The sequence below is a fragment of the Dietzia sp. NPDC055343 genome (assembly GCF_053645265.1).
In genome coordinates this window covers 1-16,595 of sequence record NZ_JBSHMJ010000040.1, presented here as the reverse complement: position 1 = coordinate 16,595, position 16,595 = coordinate 1, and the positions used below count along the sequence as shown (strand labels likewise).

The window sequence follows — 16,595 nt, the reverse complement described above, 5'->3', positions numbered from 1 at the left end:
CCGGAGCCTGACCGACCTCTTCGCTGCCGATCCCGCCCGCGGATCGGACCTCACCGTGGCCGCGGCGAGTCTGTACATCGACTACAGCAAACACCTCATCACCCGAGAAACCCTGTCACTGCTGCTCGCCCTCGCCCGCGAGCGCGGCGTCGAGGCACGTCGCGACGCCATGTTCGCCGGGGCCCGCATCAACACCACCGAGAACAGGCCGGTCCTGCACACCGCGCTGCGACTGCCCGCCGATCACGAACTCGTCGTGGACGGCAGGAACGTGACCACCGACATCCACGAGGTCCTCGGGCGGATGGCCGACATCACCGACAGGGTCCGCTCCGGTGAATGGACCGGGGCGACGGGCCACCCCATCCGCACCGTGATCAACATCGGGATCGGCGGCTCGGATCTCGGCCCGGCCATGGCCACGCGGGCCCTGCGGCATCACTGCGACGGCCCGCAGGTGCGGTTCGTCTCGAATGTCGACCCGGCAGACCTGACCTCCGTGCTCGCCGATCTCGACCCGGCCAGCACCCTCGTCGTCGTCGTCTCCAAGACCTTCACCACCCTGGAGACCATGACCAATGCCGCGGCGGCGAGGGCGTGGATCTCAGGCGCCCTCGGCGAACACGCGGTGCCCCGCCACTTCGTGGCGGTATCCGCAGACATCGCGCGCGCCGCTGAATTCGGCATCCCCGCGGACAACGTGTTCGGCTTCTGGGACTGGGTGGGCGGCCGCTACTCCGTCGGCTCCGCGGTGGGCCTGAGCCTCATGTTCGCCATCGGCTCCGAACGGTTCGCCGAGTTCCTCGCCGGCATGCGCAGCATCGACGAGCATTTCCTCGCCGCGCCCGCGCACGCCAACGCGCCCATCCTGCTGGGCCTGCTGGGGGTCTGGTACTCCAGCTTCTACGGCGCCGACTCCCGCGCTGTCCTACCCTACTCACACGATCTCGCGCGCCTGCCCGCCTACCTGCAACAACTGTCCATGGAATCCAACGGAAAATCGGTCCACACCGACGGTCGCCCCGTGGCGGTGGGCACCGGCGAGATCATCTGGGGCGAGCCCGGAACCAACGGCCAGCACGCCTTCCACCAGCTTCTCCACCAGGGCACCCGGCTCACCCCGGTCGACTTCATCGGCTTCGCGCAACCCACCGACGACCTGCCGTCCCTCGGCGGGCAGGGGACCATGCACGACGTGCTGCTGGCCAACATGCTCGCCCAGTCCAAGGTGATGGCGTTCGGCCGCTCCGCCGCAGATGTGGCACGCGACGGCACCCCTGCCGACCTCATCGGCCACAAGACCATGCCCGGCGACCAGCCGTCCACCACGATCGTCGCCCCGCGCCTGACCCCCTCGACCCTCGGCCAGCTCATCGCCCTCTACGAGCACCAGGTGTTCGTCCAGGGCGTCATCTGGGACATCAACTCCTTCGACCAGTGGGGGGTCGAACTCGGCAAGGCGTCGGCGCTCGAGTTCGGCGACGCGCTGGCCGGCGCCGCGTCCGGCACGACCGGCGACAGCTCCAGCGATGGGCTCGTCGCAGCGCTGCGCCGCGCCCGCACCGCCGCATAGAACCCACGCCCGCCCCTCTCGCGATCACACATCACATCCACGATCAGACCCACCCCGAGACCAACGAGGACATATGAACGATTCCACAGGCCGCGCCCACATCGGCGTCACCGGACTGGCGGTGATGGGATCCAACATCGCTCGCAACTTCGCGCGTCACGGCCACACCGTGGCGGTACACAACCGCTCGCGCGCCAAGACCGACGCCCTCATCGCCACCTACGGCCACGAAGGCGACTTCGTGCCGGCCGGCACGATCGGCGAGTTCCTCGACGCGCTGCAGACCCCGCGCCGCGTCCTGGTCATGGTCCAGGCCGGAGCCGCCACCGACGCCGTGATCAACGAGCTCGCCGACAACATGGACGTCGGCGACATCATCATCGACGGCGGGAACTCTCTTTACACCGACACCATCCGCCGCGAGGCCGCGATGCGCGAGCGGGGGCTGCACTTCGTGGGCGCCGGCATCTCCGGCGGCGAGGAGGGTGCGCTCAACGGTCCGTCGATCATGCCGGGCGGCCCTGCCGAGTCGTACCGGCATCTCGGCCCGCTTCTGGAGTCGATCTCCGCGCACGTCGACGGCGAGCCCTGCTGCACCCACGTCGGCCCTGACGGCTCCGGGCACTTCGTCAAGATGGTCCACAACGGCATCGAGTACGCCGACATGCAGCTCATCGGCGAGGCCTTCGACCTCATGCGCACCGCGCTGGGCATGCCGATCGCCGAGATCGGCGAGGTCTTCCGGCAGTGGAACTCCGGAGACCTGGAAAGCTACCTCGTGGAGATCACCGCCGAGGTTCTCGGCCAGGTCGACGCCCGCACCGGCAGGCCCCTGGTCGAGGTGATCGTCGACTCCGCCGGCCAGAAGGGCACCGGGCGGTGGACCGTGAAGTCGGCCCTCGACCTGGGGGTGCCCACGACCGGCATCGCCGAAGCGGTGTTCGCCCGGGCACTGTCCAGTGCGACCGACCAGCGTGAACGGGCTCGCGAACTGCAGGGCGGCGCCACCGCCGCGGCTCCGGTGGACACGGCCGAGTTCATCGCCGCGATCAACCAGGCGCTGTACGCCTCGAAGGTGGTGGCGTACGCGCAGGGCTTCGACCAGATCGTGGCCGGCAGCCGCGAGTACGGCTGGAACATCGCCCCCGGCGACCTGGCGACGATCTGGCGGGGCGGCTGCATCATCCGCGCCACGTTCCTGGACCGGATCAAGGAGGCATACGCCGAGGATCCCGACCTGCCGAGCCTGCTCCTGGCGCCCTACTTCCGCGCGGCTGTCGAGGACGCTGTCGACAGTTGGCGGCGGGTAGTGTCCACCGCCACGCTCACGGGGGTCCCGGTGCCGGCGTTCTCGTCGTCGTTGTCGTATTACGACGCATTGCGCGCCGAACGGCTCCCGGCCGCGCTCACCCAGGGCCTGCGCGACTACTTCGGCGCCCACACCTACCGGCGCGTCGACATGGAAGGCGACTTCCACACCCTGTGGGGCGGCGACCGCAGCGAGCAGCGGGTCTGAGTACCGCGCGATCCGGACTGTTGTCCAGTTGGTTTCGCCATTTCGTTGACAGGCTTGTGAACGCCGTCACACACTGGGGTCATCCGACAACGAGGTGCCCCATGTCGATCGCCGTCGATCCGCGCGAGAAGATCTACCAGCCCCCCGCCGCCCCGCTGACGTCGTACCTGCCGGTGGTGGGCCAGACGCTCGAGTACGTCGACAGCCCCCTGTCCACCATGTTCCGCAGGTACCGCCAGTACGGCCCCGTGTCCGAGCTCAACTTCCTCGGACGGACCTGGACGGCATTGCTCGGCCCCGACGCCTGCCAGATCGCGCTGCAGAACCCAGAGAAGGCGTTCGCGAACGGCCCGGGCTGGGGCTACCTCGTCGGCCCGTTCTTCGACCGCGGCCTGATGCTGCTGGATTTCGACGAGCACAAGCACTACCGGCAGCTCATGCAGGAGGCGTTCGTCCGGCCCCGCCTCGAAGGCTATGCCCGAACCCTCGCACCGCTGGTCGAGAGCGGTATCTCGGCCTGGCAACCGGACACCGCCTTCCAGATCTATCCCGCCCTGAAGTCACACACGCTGGACCTGGCGACCGATGTGTTCATGGGCGGCGCGGAACTGGCCGAGCCCGGTGAGCTCGAGCGCGTGAACGAGGCCTTTGTCGACTGCGTGCTGGCCGCCAACGGCTGGCTCCGCATCAACAAGCCGATGCCCTTCACCAAGTGGGGCCGCGCGACACGTGGTCGTCGTCTTCTCGAGGACTTCCTCCGCCGCCACCTCCCCGCGCGCCGCGCGAATCCGGGCGAGGACCTGTTCTCGGCGTTGTGCCAGGTAGCGGACGCCTCCGGCGGGATCGACGACGACGACATCATCAACCAGATGATCTTCCTCCTCATGGCCGCGCACGACACCACCACGAGCACGGTCACGTCGATGGTGTACGAACTCGGGCGCGATCTCCAGTGGCAGGAACGCTGCCGTCAGCAGTGCCTGGAGCTGGGGCCGAACCCGACGATGGCCGAGATCGAGAAGGTGGCGGACCTGGATCTGGTCATGAAGGAGGCGCTGCGGCTGCACCCACCCGTGCCGGTTCTGGCCCGCAGGACCGTCAAGGACACCGAGGTGCTGGGCGTCCGCATACCGGCGGGCCAGCTCGTCGCCGTGATGCCGATGCTCTCGCATCACCTGCCCGAGTACTGGAGCGACCCGGAGATCTTCGACCCGGAACGCTTCTCGGACGAGCGCCGCGAGGACAAGTCGCACCGCTTCGCGTGGGAGCCGTTCGGCGGCGGGGTGCACAAGTGCCTCGGCATGATCTTCGCGAACATGGAGTCCAAGCTCGTACTCAGCGCGCTGCTGCGGCACTTCGAGTGGTCGGTGCCGCTCGACTACGTCCCGCCGATGCGCAACGACTCACTGCCGTACCCGGCCGACGGGCTGCCCGTCGACCTGCGGCCGCTGCACCGCAACCGGGCCCGCGCGAACTGAGCCCCGGCCTGCCCGCACGCCGTTGACCTGGGGTGCCCTGCTCGGTGCATTCAGGGCAGCCCAGATCAGCGGCGCTGGAGTTCGATAGTTTCCGTACGACCTCGAAATCCGCGATCCCCGGGGCTCCGCAAACGCGAAGAGCGTTCCGCGCACCGGCCTCTCGGCCGATGCGTTCGGAACGCTCTTCGCGACGGGTCTGGGGCCGGGTTTGGGGCCGGGTTACTGCTCCAGGGCGTGGACCACGTCGAGCTCGCCGTCGGCGTGCGAGGAGCGGATGCGCTTCTTGTCGAGCTTGCCGACGGAGGTCTTGGGGATCTCGTCGACAAAGGCGAAGCGCTCGGGCACCTGCCACTTGGCCATGCGCTCGGCGAGGTGGGCGCGTAGTTCCTCGACGTCCGGATCGGCCAGGCCTTCCTTGATGACAACGGTGGCCAGCGGCCGCTCGTCCCACTTGGGGTCGGGCACGCCGATCACGGCCGCCTCGGCGACGGACGGGTGCTCGAGCAGGTAGTTCTCGACCTCGACCGACGAGATCCACTCGCCGCCGGACTTGATGATGTCCTTGGCGCGGTCGGTGAGCTGCAGAAACGCCTCCGGCTTGATGTAGCCGACGTCGCCGGTGCGCAGCCAGCCGTTGTCGAAGGAGTCCGAGGCGTCCACCTTGTAGTAGCTGCCGGTGATCCACGGGCCGCGCACCTCAAGCTCGCCCACGGACTCGCCGTCCCAGGGCAGCGCGTTACCCGCGTCGTCGACGATCCGGGCCTTGACGCCCGCGATCAGCCGGCCCTGGGTCTGACGCAGCTCGAACTGCTTCTCCTCGGGCAGGTCCGCCTTGGGCCGGGAGAGCGTGCCGATGGGGGAGGTCTCGGTCATACCCCAGGCGTGGGTGATGTTGAGCCCGTACTTGTCGCGGAACTTGCGGATCAGCTCGGGCGGGCAGGAGCTGCCGCCCACCACGACGGAGCGGAAGCTCGACATGTCGATCGGGTGGTCGACCGAGTAGGCGTCGACGGCCTGCCAGATGGTCGGCACGGCGGCGGCGAGCGTCGGCTTCTCGCTGGCGATCATCGCGGCCAGCGGCTCGGGCTGCAGGAAGCGCTCGGGCATGAGCAGCGAGGCGCCCACCAGGAACGCGGCGTACGGCAGGCCCCAGGACATGGCGTGGAACATCGGCACGATCGCCAGCACGTTGTCGTCAAGCGAGATGTTCATGCCGTCGGACATGCAGACCTGCATCGAGTGCAGGTAGATCGAGCGGTGCGAGTAGACGACGCCCTTCGGGTCACCGGTGGTGCCGGAGGTGTAACACATCGCGGCGCCCGTGTTCTCGTCCACCTCGGGCCAGTCGAACTCGGTGGGCTGCGCGGCGAGCAGCGCCTCGTAGTCGTGGACCTGCACGCCCTCGGGGGCCTCGAGCGTCGCGGCGGCGCCACCGGTGACGATCACGTGCTCGACCGTGGAGAACTTCGGCAGGAGCGGCTGGAGCAACGGGACCAGGGTCGGGTCGACGATCACGACCGTGTCCTCGGCGTGGTTGGCCACGAACTCGAGCTGGTCCGGGAACAGCCGGATGTTCAGCGGGTGCAGCACCGCGCCCATCGAGGGCACCGCGAGGTATGCCTCCAGGTGCTCGGAATTGTTCCATTGGAACGTCGCCACGCGCTGGTCACCGTCGACACCGAGCGAACGCAGTGCGTTGGCCAGCTGGGCCGACCGCGCACCGATGTCGCCGAAGGTGACCTTACGCGGCCCGGAATCGGTCCACGTGGTGACGACCGCGTCCTTGTGGACGGTCGCGCCGAACTGCAGGATCGTGCTGATGGTCAGCTGCTCGGGCATCATCGTGCTCAGCATGGGCGGGGCTCCTTAGCGTTGGGGAGTGCGCGGCGTCACCTGGGTGCCCCGAGACTACCCGGCGTCGAGGGCGTCGAAGACCTCCTGGACGGTCTTCATGGCCGACAGCGCGGCCGGCGCCCCGCAATACCCCGAGGCGTGGATGACGGCCTCGGTGATCTCCTCGCGCGTGAGCCCGTTGGTGAGTCCGCCGCGCACGTGCCCGGCCAACTCGGCGTTCGCGCGCAACGCCACCAGCATCCCGATGTTGAGCAGGCTGCGGTCCCGCCACCCGAGTCCGGGCCGGTTCCAGATGTTGCCCCACACGTTCTCGGTCACCACGTACTGGATGGCCTCCGAGGCGGTCCCGGTCGCCCGGTCCATGGCGCGGTCGACGAACTCGTCGCTCATCACCTCGCGCCTGGCCGCAAAACCCTGCTCGCGGAGATCCTGGGAGTGAGCGCCCTCGTCGGAAGAGCTCGTCGTCGTCATCTCGTGATCCTTTCCCGCTGCGAACGTGTCACGGACCATCCTGCCCGCGCGCATTGCGCATCGCTTCGCCCACACGCCGGGATCAGCGGGCCGTTCGCGTCGCCGCGTCCGGGCGGGCCGTGCGGTCGGTTACCCTCGACATGTCCCGGCCACCTGCGCCGGACACCCGAGGCACGCGGTGGAAGCCGGTGGGAAACCGGCGCTGTCCCGCAACTGTGATCCCGCCGGAGAGCGGGCAAGCCAGGTCGGCCGCTGCCGCGGTAGCCGTACGAACTGACCTCGGACGAAGGGCGGTTGCGTGCAGCGGCGCTCCCGCCGCGGCCCGAGCTGCTTTCGTCCTCCGCGAATCGGAGGATGCCATGCACCACCCACGTGCCCGCGCGCTGCTGGCCGCACCCCTGGCGGCCCTGGTGTTCCTGGCCACGGCCTGCGGCGCCGGTGACGACGACGAGGCCGCCACGAACGATTCCGCCACCGGCGGCGACCCGCAGTCGATCGTGTCGCTGACCCCCACCACCACCGAGATGCTGTTCGCGGTGGGCGCGGGCGAGCAGGTGGTGGCCGTGGACGAGCGCTCGGACTTCCCCTCCGGCGCGCCGGTCACCGAGCTGTCCGGCTACACGCCCAACCTCGAGGCGATCCTCGGTTACGGCCCGGATCTGGTGGTGCTGTCCGACGACAACGACGACGTCGTGGCCGGGCTCGAGCGTTCGGGTGTCGAGGTGCTGGTCCTGCCCGCGGCGGCGACCCTGGACGACACGTACAGCCAGCTCGAGCAGGTCGGCGCCGCCACCGGTCACGTCGGAGAGGCCGCCGAGCTGGTGGCGCAGATGCAGGTCGACATCGAGGAGATCGTGGCCTCCGTGCCGCGGCGCGAGACCCCGCTGACGTACTTCCACGAGCTCGACAACACCTATTACACCGTCACCGACGACACCTACATCGGCGAGATCTACTCGATGCTGGGCCTGGCGTCCATCGCCACCGGCAGCGACCCGTACCCGCAGCTGTCCGAGGAACTGATCCTCGAGGCCGATCCGGACGTGGTGCTGCTCGCCGACGGCCAGTGCTGTGGCGTGACCGCCGAGACCGTGGCGCAGCGTCCGGGCTGGGACCAGATGACCGCGGTGCGCGACGGCCATGTCTACGTGGTGGACGAGGACCTGGCCAGCCGCTGGGGTCCGCGCGTCGTGGACTTCATGCGCGAGGTCGCCGCGATCGTCACGGCCATCCCCGCGAGCAGCCCGGCACCCCAGCCCGCCCCGTGACCCGCCCGTCGTCCCGCAGCGCCCTGGTGCTGGGCGGGGCGACGCTGGTCCTGCTGGCGGCGCTCCTGGCCGGCACGCTCGTCGGGCCCGCCGGCCTCACCGCGGGCGGAGTGCTGCTGGAACTGATCGACCGGGTCCCGCTCGTGTCGGTCGACTCCGGTCTCACGCTGCGTCAGCAGGTCATCCTGTGGGAGATCCGCATCCCGCGCGTGGTGTTGGGCGCGATCGTCGGCGCGATGCTGGCGATCGCCGGCGCCACTTACCAGGGGGTCTTCCGCAATCCGCTCGCCGACCCCTACCTGTTGGGCGTATCCAGCGGCGCCGGGCTGGGCGCCACGCTGGCGATCGTCCTGGGCGGGGCCGCGGCCCAGGCGATGGTCCCGCCGGCGGCGTTCGCGGGCGGCATGATCGCCGTCCTGGCCACGTATGCGCTGGGACGCAGCGTGGGCGGTGGCCGCACCGAGGTGGTGATCATCCTCGCCGGCGTGGCCGTGGCCGCGTTCGCCAGCGCCATCCAGACCTTCTTCATGCAGCGTCACGACGACACGCTGCGGCAGGTCTATTCGTGGATGCTCGGCCGGCTCACCACCAGCGGCTGGGCCGAGGTGACGCGGGTCCTGCCGTACGTGATCGTGTCGGTCGCGGTGATCTTCCTGTTCCGCCGCATGCTCGACGTGATGGCGGTCGGCGACGTGGAGGCCGCGACCCTGGGCATCTCCCCGTCGCGGGTGCGGTTGGTGCTCATCAGCGTGGCCACGCTCGGCACCGCCGCGGTGGTGTCCGTCTCGGGCCTGATCGGGTTCGTCGGCATCGTGATCCCGCACGCGGTGCGCATGGTGATCGGCCCCGGCCATCGCCTTCTCCTGCCGGTGTCGCTGCTGGTAGGCGCCGCGTTCCTGGTCCTGGCCGACGTCGTGGCGCGCACCGCCATGAGTCCGGCCGAGCTGCCTATCGGCGTGGTGACCGCCGCGATCGGCGCCCCGTTCTTCCTGTTCGTCCTGCGCCGCAGCCGGGGGCAGATATGACCGACGACGACGAGACGCCGCGCGTACCCGGCGCCGCCATGCCCCGTGCCGAGGAGCCCGCGGGGCCCGCCGTCGCCTGCCGCGACCTGCATGTCGCCCGTGACAGCACCCCGGTCCTGCACGGCGTCGACCTGTCGGTCCCCGCGGGCGCGTGGGTGTCGCTGGTCGGCCCCAACGGTTCCGGCAAGACCACCCTGCTATTTGCGCTGGCGGGCCTCATCTCCTCGACGGGCCACCTCGAGGTCGAGGGCGTCACCCCGCGGCGCGGCGGGCGCCGCCGGGTCGCCCGCACCGTCGCGCTGATGCCGCAGCGACCGGTCGTCCCCGAGGGCGTGACGGCCCGCGAACTGATCAGCCTGGGACGCACCCCCCACATCCCGCGGTTCGGGACCGAGTCGGCCCACGACGTCGTCGTCGTCGACACCGTCATCGACCGACTCGACCTGCACGATCTCGCCGGGCGCATCGCCACCACCCTGTCCGGCGGCGAGCTCCAGCGGGTCGTGTTGGGCCGCGCGCTCGCCCAGCAACCGCGCGTCCTCCTGCTCGACGAGCCGACCAGCGCGCTCGATATCGGCCACCAGCAGCAGGTGCTCGACCTGGTCGATTCCCTGCGTCGCGAGACGGGGCTGACGGTGATCGCGGCGATGCACGATCTCACCTCCGCGGCGCAGTACGGCGAGCGCCTGGCCCTGCTCGACCGGGGGCGCGTGGTGGCCGACGGGCGGCCCGGCGAGGTGCTCACGGCCGAGCGGATCGCGCAGGTCTACGGCGCGCGCGTCGAGGTGGTGGGCCGTACGGACGGGCCCGCGGTGCTACCGGTGCGGGGGCCGGCGTGACGGAGGTCCTGCTGGTCGGCACGGGCGCGGCGGACGGGTGGCCGTCGCCGTTCTGCCGGTGCGCCTCGTGCGAGGCGGCACGTGCGCGCGGCGTGGTGCGTGGCCAGACCTCCGCGCTTGTCGACGACGACCTGCTCATCGACTGCGGACCCGAGACCCCCGGCGCGGTGGTGCGTCACGGGCGCACACTCGCCGGCGTCACGCACCTGCTCATCACCCACGCCCACTTCGATCACCTCGGCCCCCAGGCACTGCTCGTGCGGTCCTGGGTCGAGGGGCTCGGTGAGCTCGAGATCGTCGGGCCCGCGGACGCGCTCGAGGTGTGTCGGCAGTGGGTGGGGCCGGACGACCCGGTGCGCTTCACGCCGGTGGCCGCCGGGGATCGTGTGCGGGTGGGCCGGTACGACGTGCGCGTGCTGCCTGCGCAGCACCAGGTGTTCCGCCGGGGCGACGCGGTGCTCTACGACATCACCGGCCCCGACGAAGCGCGCCTGTTGTGGGCCACTGACACCGGGCCGTGGGACCCGAATTGGTTCGAGGCCGTGCGCGGGGCGCGGTTCGACGCGGTGTTCCTCGAGGAGACGCTCGGCCACCGCGAAGAGATCTCGGCTTCCCACCTGGGGTTGCCGCGGTTCGGGGCGATGCTCGACCGGTTGCGTGAGGTGGGCGCGGTGGACGGGGCCACCGAGGTGGTGGCCGTGCACCTGGGCCACCACAATCCGCCGCCGGACGAGCTGGACCGGTCCCTCGCCGCGCTGGGCGCGCGGGCGGGCGCCGACGGCGAGGTGGTCCGCCTCCGGGCCAGGGGGCGGTGAGTCACAGCAGCCGGGTGGCCCGGCCCGCGCCCTTCCCACGTCGGGCCGCGACCTAGTTCGGGGTCTCCGCGATCGACATACGCACGAGTCCGACGAGGGTCGAGCCCATGAGCGCGACCAGGCCCACGATGAGGAAGGCCGCCCCCGTGCCGGCGAAGGTCTGCAGGCAGATCCCCAGGTAGACCACCGCCAGCCCGGCCAGGACCCACACCATCATCCGCTCGCCCTCGCGGTACATCCGCTGCGCGTTGGCCCCGGTGATCTCGCCGGGGTAGTTGAGCACGTCCGGCTTCGTGGACAGCCACGCCACCAGGGCCCCCAGCCCGGTCATGACGCCCGCGAGCCACAGGGTGCTCGACCTGGGGCCGAAACCGTCTGCGGCGCCCGCGAAGTTGAAGTGAACGGGCACGATCTCCGGCAACGAGGGGTACCGCACGAGGACGTAGGCGGTCAGCGCCACGATGCCGAGCAGCGACGCGATCCGCAGGACCCGCGTGACCGATCCGGTCACGTAGCCAGGGGTGGGACGATTCCGGGGCACCGCACCGAACCTACAGCCGGTGGCCGATCGATCCCCCGCCGACGACACGATTCCCGGAAAAAGGATAGGCTTCCCTAAGTATCTCGTTTTCAGCATGTCAGGAGTTCCGTTGGCCAGCGCCCCTCAGTCCACCAGCCCCAAGTCCCGCACCCCGGTCACCCTCACTGTTCTGCGCACCGAGCAGGTAAGCGACCACCTCGTGCGGGTGATTCTGGGAGGTGAGGGGTTCGACGGGTTCGCGGCCCGCGAGGAGACGGACAGCTACGTCAAGCTCGAGCTGCCGCACGGCGAGGAGTCGGTGGTGCGCACCTACACCGTCCGACGGGTCGATGCCGCGGCGCGCGAGATCTGGATCGACTTCGTGGTCCACGGCGACCAGGGCGTCGCCGGGCCCTGGGCTCGCACCGTCACGGCCGGCAGCGAGGTCGCCGTGCGCGGTCCGGGCGGCGGCTACCGGCCCGACCCGGCGGCCGATTTCCACCTGCTCGCCGGCGACGAGACCGCGGTCCCGGCGATCGCCGCCGCGCTGGAGTCCCTACCGGCCGACGCCAGGGGAGCGGTGTTCCTGGAGGTGGGGGACCGCTCCGATGAACTGGCGTTGACCGCGCCGGCGGGCGTGGAGATCACCTGGCTGCACCGTGGTGCCTCCTCGGCTGACGCCGGCGCGGACGTCATCGACGGCGGGGCACCGCTCGTCGACGCGGTCCGGGGTCTGTCCTGGCCCGGTGGCGACGTGCAGGTATTCGTCCACGGCGAGGCCGAGACCGTGATGAAGCACGTGCGTCCGTACCTGCGTCGCGAGCGGGGCGTGCCGGCCGCGCGGGCCTCGATCTCCGGGTACTGGCGGCGGGGCCGCAGCGAGGAGGGTTTCCGCACCTGGAAGCAGGAACTGGCCCAGGCGGAAACCGCCGCGTCATAGGCGGAGCGGGCGTCGCACACGGCCGGTGATGAGAGTCCGGCCATGCCGCGTCGTACCTACCGAGTACCCTGTGAGGCCAGTAAGTTCACGCACCCGGCCCCTCACGGTCACTCGTGAGACGTAGACAAGGCGTAGCACATGGCATTCTCACGCGCGAAGCTCCTCACCGGACTGGTGGCCACCTCGGCGCTCGTCCTCACCGGCTGCTCCGGTGGCGACGACGGCGGGGAGGGCGGCAGCTCCGAGAGCTACAAGATCGGCATCAACCAGCTCGTCCAGCACCCCGCACTCGACGCCGCGACGGCCGGGTTCATCCAGGCGTTCGAGGACGCCGGGGTGGACGCGGAGTTCGACGAGCAGAACGCGAACGGCGAGCAGGCCACCGCGCTGACCATCTCGCAGCAGTTCGCCGGCGACGACCTGGATCTGGCGCTGGCCGTGGCCACCCCGGCCGCGCAGGCAATGGCCCAGAACATCACCGACATCCCGCTGCTGTTCACCGCCGTCACCGACCCGGTCCAGGCCGAGCTGGTCGACTCGATGGAGGAGCCGGGCGCCAACGTCACCGGCACCTCGGACGCCGCCCCGATCACCGAGCAGCTCGAGCTGCTCAAGGAGATCGTGCCGGACGCCGAGAAAGTCGGCATCGTCTACGCCTCCGGTGAGGTCAACTCGCAGGTGCAGGTCGACCAGGCCGAGGAGGCCGCCGGCCCGCTGGGCCTGGAGATCTCCACCCAGACCGTCACCACCGTCAACGAGATCCAGCAGGCCGTCGAGGCCCTGGGCGACGTGGACGCGATCTACGTCCCGACCGACAACATGGTCGTCTCCGGCATCGCCTCGCTGGTCCAGATCGCGGAGTCCAAGCAGATCCCCGTGATCGCCGCCGAGGAGGGCACCGTCGAGGGCGGCGCCGTCGCCACGATCGGCATCGACTACACCGAGCTGGGTCGCCAGACCGGTGAGATGGCGCTGCGCATCCTGCGCGACGGAGCGGACCCGGCCACCATGCCGGTGGAGACCGCCACCGAGTTCACCTACGTGGTCAACGAGGACGCCGCCGAGCGCCAGGGTGTGACCATTCCCGAGGCCATCCTCGCCGAGGCTGACCGCAAGTGATCGGCGCCGTCGAGGTAGGCCTCATCTACGGGGTCATGGCGCTGGGGGTGTTCCTTACCTTCCGTGTGCTCAACTTCCCCGACCTCACCGTCGACGGCAGTTTCACCACCGGCGCCGCCACCGCGGCGATCGCCATCCTCGCCGGCTGGAACCCGGTACTCGCGACCCTCGCGGGGTTCGTCACCGGGTTCCTGGCCGGCACGGTCACGGGGCTGCTGCACACCAAGGGCAAGATCGACGGTCTGCTGGCCGGCATCCTCACCATGATCGCCCTGTGGTCGGTCAACCTGCGGATCATGGACGGGGCCAACGTCCCGCTCCTGCGGCAGGACACCGTGTTCACCCCCCTCAAGGACGCCGGGCTCCTCGGTACGTGGGGCGGCGTGGGGATCCTGGCCGTGGCGGTCATACTGCTCGGCCTGGTCGTCATCTGGTTCCTCAACACCAACCTGGGTCTGTCCATCCGCGCCACCGGTGACAACGGCCCCATGATCTCCTCGTTCGGCGTCTCCACCGACTTCACCAAGACCCTCACGCTGGCCATCTCCAACGGCTTCGTGGGAATGTGCGGTGCGCTCATCGCCCAGTACCAGGCGTTCGCCGACATCTCCATGGGCATCGGTCTCATCCTGGTGGGCCTGGCCTCGGTGATCCTCGGCCAGGCCGTGCTGAGCCAGCGCACCCTGTGGCTCGCGGTGTTCGCCGTGGTCGTGGGCGCCGTCCTGTACCGCCTGATCATCTTCGCGGCGCTCGAGGTGGGTCTGAACCCCAACGATATGAAGGCCATCACCGCGCTGCTCGTCGTGATCGCGCTGCTGCTCCCCCGCTGGAGGGGGCTCCTGGGCCCGTTCGGGCGGGCCGTCGGTTCCCTGACCGGTACCCCGGGCTCCGGCCGCGAGCCGCGGGACACCCCCGGGGCCGCGGTCGCGGCGGGCTCGAGCCCAGCACGTACCGGGGCCGGTTCCGGCGCCGGATCCGCGACCGGAGAAGGGTGACCCCGCCATGCTGACCGTCAACTCCATCTCCAAGACGTTCTTCCCCGGCACCGTCAACGAGCGCCGGGCCCTCGACAGGCTCGACCTGACGCTGGCCGAGGGCGACTTCGTCACCGTGATCGGCTCCAACGGTGCCGGCAAGTCCACCCTGCTCAACGCCGTGGCCGGGCGACTGCCGGTGGACAACGGGGTCATCGAGATCGACGGCGTCAACGTCAACCGGATGCCCGACTACAAGCGCGCCAAGTACGTCGGCCGGGTCTTCCAGGACCCGCTCGCCGGGACCGCGCCGAATCTCACCATCGAGGAGAACCTGTCGCTCGCGCTGCTGCGGGGCAAGCGGCGTGGGCTGCGGCCGGGCCTCGACAAGAAGCGGCGCGCCCGGTTCACCGAGGACCTCGCGATGCTCGAGCTGGGACTGGAGGATCGCCTCACCGCCAAGGTCGGCCTGCTGTCCGGCGGGCAGCGGCAGGCGCTCTCGCTGCTCATGGCCGGGTTCACGCAGCCGCGGATCATGCTCCTCGACGAGCACACCGCGGCCCTGGACCCGCAACGCGCCGAGCTGGTCACCACCATCACCGAGCGGATCGTCCGCGAGGGCGGGCTCACCACGCTCATGGTCACGCACAACATGGAGCAGGCGATCCGGCTGGGCAACCGGCTGATCATGATGCATGAGGGGCGGATCGTCTACGAGTCCGACGCCGCCACCAAGTCCAAGCTCACGGTGCAGGATCTGCTCAAGGAGTTCGCCAACATCAAGGGCGCCACGCTCTCGGACAAGGCGTTCCTCGGCTGAGTCCCCCCCTCCCGTCGACAAGAGCGTTCGGCACACGTCTTCCGAGTGAGACTGTGCGGAACGCTCTTTTCGATTTATCACGGTCAGTCCCGCTCGCCGCCCGCGCGCACCCAGTCGTCCCCGTCCCGGCGGACCAGCCCCCTCCGCTCGAACTCGGCGAACCAGCCGGGCGCCGGCCACTCTCCCCAGCGCCGGGCGTAGTGGGCGCCGTTCCGGAGCAGGTCGTCGAGGTGGTCGACCGGCGGGTCGGACACCGGGTGCCAGCGGTGATAGGCGTGCGCCCCCGCGACCAGCACCACGGGCACGCGGCGGTAGAGCAGTCGGCGCCCGAAATCGGTGTCCTCGGCGCCGTAGCCGGTGAAGGCCTCGTCGAAGCAACCGAAGTCCTCGCGGATGTACCGCCACAACGCGGGTCGCAGGGCGAAGGACAGCGACCAGAACATCCCGTACTCGTCCGGCTCCAGCGGCCGTGTGCCCCGGGCCGGGAAATCGCGTGCCGGGTGCGGGTCCGTGAGCCCGGGCAGGTCGGCCGGGTCGGGAGCGCCGGCGGACTCGGGCAGATAGGTCACCGGCCCCAGGCCCACGGCCCCGTCGGGGATCTCGGCGTAGCGGCACCCGAGGTCCGGGCCGGGCATGCAGTCCACGTCCAGGAAGACGATCAGGTCCACCCCCAGCTCGGTCGCGCGGTCTCCGCCGAGGTTGCGTGATCGCGCCACGGGCAGGTCGGGCCCGGCCGGAAGCTCCACCGTGATGGCGCCGAGCTCGGCCAGTTCGGCAGCCAGCTCCGCGCTGCCGGGGCGCTCCGGGAGCACCACCACGTGCCGGGCCTCCGGCAGGTTCGCCGCGAGAGCCTCGCGTTGGGAGCGCAGGTGGTCGATGCGCCCGGGAGTGCACACGGTCACCACGGCGATCGAGGTCCCCGCGCTCATCGCCCGGCCCCCTGCGCGGCGAACCCCGGCGCGACGGGCTCCAGCACAGCCGGCCCCTGGGCGAGGGGCTCCCGCGCGACAGACTCCAGCACCCCGGCCAGCCGTTGCGCTGCGCCGTCGACCTCCCACGCCTCCCGCAGTCCGGACCCTGCGCCCGGGGTGGATCGGGCCCGCTCGAGCGTTAGTCGTACCGCGGCGACCAGGTCGTTCACGGAGTCCTCGCGTCCGACCACCGCGCCGAGTCCGAGCCGCTCGAGGTGGGCCGCGGTGGCGTCCTGTTCATCGAAGGGCCGCACCTCGGGCGCGGCCACCACGTGGGCGTCGGCGGCGGCGAGGTCGGCGATCGAACTCTGTCCGGCAGCGCTGACCACCACGTCCGCGCGGCACATCTCGTCCCACGGGTCGGCGACCCATCTGCCGCCGGGTCCACCGAGCGACACCCAGTCGACCTCCG

16 protein-coding genes and 1 riboswitch are annotated in these 16,595 nt (G+C 70.4%); of the genes, 11 read left to right on the top strand and 5 right to left on the bottom strand.

The features are described from left to right. The 3 genes from pgi to ACWIE7_RS15630 all read left to right on the top strand — a co-directional run. Positions 1-1,573: glucose-6-phosphate isomerase (gene pgi / locus ACWIE7_RS15640; protein WP_454069878.1), on the top strand; the 1,573-nt coding region annotated here is incomplete at its 5' end. Positions 1,574-1,646: 73 nt separating this feature from the next. Continuing rightward, complete coding sequence (gene gndA / locus ACWIE7_RS15635; RefSeq protein WP_454069877.1) at positions 1,647-3,089, top strand: NADP-dependent phosphogluconate dehydrogenase; 1,443 nt, start codon at positions 1,647-1,649, stop codon at positions 3,087-3,089. Between the two features lie 101 nt (positions 3,090-3,190). Next, the gene (locus ACWIE7_RS15630; protein WP_454069876.1) at positions 3,191-4,567 is read left to right on the top strand and encodes a cytochrome P450; all 1,377 of its coding nucleotides are present in this window, start codon (positions 3,191-3,193) and stop codon (positions 4,565-4,567) included. A gap of 219 nt (positions 4,568-4,786) precedes the next feature. On the opposite strand, the gene ACWIE7_RS15625 is transcribed toward ACWIE7_RS15630, so the two are convergent. After that, positions 4,787-6,421 (bottom strand): long-chain fatty acid--CoA ligase, encoded by a 1,635-nt coding sequence (locus ACWIE7_RS15625; RefSeq protein WP_454069875.1) that lies wholly within the window; start codon positions 6,419-6,421, stop codon positions 4,787-4,789. A gap of 54 nt (positions 6,422-6,475) precedes the next feature. Further along, complete coding sequence (locus ACWIE7_RS15620) at positions 6,476-6,892, bottom strand: carboxymuconolactone decarboxylase family protein (RefSeq protein ID WP_454069874.1); 417 nt, start codon at positions 6,890-6,892, stop codon at positions 6,476-6,478. 184 nt (positions 6,893-7,076) lie between these two features. After that, a riboswitch (cobalamin riboswitch) is annotated at positions 7,077-7,137 on the top strand. 114 nt (positions 7,138-7,251) lie between these two features. Between ACWIE7_RS15620 and ACWIE7_RS15615 the strand changes: the two genes are divergently transcribed. The 4 genes from ACWIE7_RS15615 to ACWIE7_RS15600 are packed head-to-tail and all read left to right on the top strand — an operon-like array spanning position 7,252 to position 10,839. Then, complete coding sequence (locus ACWIE7_RS15615) at positions 7,252-8,160, top strand: ABC transporter substrate-binding protein (RefSeq protein ID WP_454069873.1); 909 nt, start codon at positions 7,252-7,254, stop codon at positions 8,158-8,160. Beyond that, a complete protein-coding gene (locus ACWIE7_RS15610) occupies positions 8,157-9,185 on the top strand; it encodes a FecCD family ABC transporter permease (RefSeq protein ID WP_454069872.1) in 1,029 nt (342 codons plus the stop codon). The genes ACWIE7_RS15615 and ACWIE7_RS15610 overlap by 4 nt, the downstream gene beginning before the upstream one ends. Positions 9,186-9,223: 38 nt before the next feature. Further along, positions 9,224-10,024, top strand: coding sequence for an ABC transporter ATP-binding protein (locus ACWIE7_RS15605; protein ID WP_452098360.1), 801 nt, complete (start codon positions 9,224-9,226; stop codon positions 10,022-10,024). Then, the gene (locus ACWIE7_RS15600) at positions 10,021-10,839 is read left to right on the top strand and encodes an MBL fold metallo-hydrolase (protein WP_454069871.1); all 819 of its coding nucleotides are present in this window, start codon (positions 10,021-10,023) and stop codon (positions 10,837-10,839) included. The genes ACWIE7_RS15605 and ACWIE7_RS15600 overlap by 4 nt, the downstream gene beginning before the upstream one ends. 52 nt (positions 10,840-10,891) lie before the next feature. Here the strand turns inward: ACWIE7_RS15600 and ACWIE7_RS15595 are convergent, their stop codons facing one another. After that, complete coding sequence (locus tag ACWIE7_RS15595) at positions 10,892-11,350, bottom strand: DUF1648 domain-containing protein (RefSeq protein WP_344996828.1); 459 nt, start codon at positions 11,348-11,350, stop codon at positions 10,892-10,894. Positions 11,351-11,489: 139 nt separating this feature from the next. On the opposite strand from ACWIE7_RS15595, the gene ACWIE7_RS15590 reads away from it, so the two are divergent. From ACWIE7_RS15590 to ACWIE7_RS15575, 4 genes are all read left to right on the top strand, one after another. After that, positions 11,490-12,299 carry a siderophore-interacting protein gene (locus ACWIE7_RS15590; RefSeq protein WP_454069870.1) on the top strand — a complete coding sequence of 270 codons (810 nt, stop codon included), beginning with the start codon at positions 11,490-11,492 and terminating at the stop codon, positions 12,297-12,299. A gap of 138 nt (positions 12,300-12,437) precedes the next feature. Continuing rightward, entirely contained in the window at positions 12,438-13,418 is a 981-nt protein-coding gene (locus ACWIE7_RS15585; protein WP_452098046.1) for an ABC transporter substrate-binding protein, read from the top strand. Beyond that, complete coding sequence (locus ACWIE7_RS15580; protein WP_230929258.1) at positions 13,415-14,413, top strand: ABC transporter permease; 999 nt, start codon at positions 13,415-13,417, stop codon at positions 14,411-14,413. Before ACWIE7_RS15585 ends, ACWIE7_RS15580 begins: the two co-directional genes overlap by 4 nt. A 7-nt stretch (positions 14,414-14,420) precedes the next feature. Continuing rightward, the gene (locus tag ACWIE7_RS15575) at positions 14,421-15,212 is read left to right on the top strand and encodes an ABC transporter ATP-binding protein (RefSeq protein ID WP_454069869.1); all 792 of its coding nucleotides are present in this window, start codon (positions 14,421-14,423) and stop codon (positions 15,210-15,212) included. A gap of 83 nt (positions 15,213-15,295) precedes the next feature. On the opposite strand, the gene ACWIE7_RS15570 is transcribed toward ACWIE7_RS15575, so the two are convergent. Then, positions 15,296-16,141, bottom strand: a complete 846-nt coding sequence (locus ACWIE7_RS15570) for a glycosyltransferase family 2 protein (protein WP_454069868.1) — start codon at positions 16,139-16,141, stop codon at positions 15,296-15,298. Further along, positions 16,138-16,595, bottom strand: a 458-nt coding sequence (locus tag ACWIE7_RS15565; protein WP_454069867.1) for a glycosyltransferase, incomplete at its 5' end; no start/stop codon positions are given. The genes ACWIE7_RS15570 and ACWIE7_RS15565, both read right to left, overlap by 4 nt.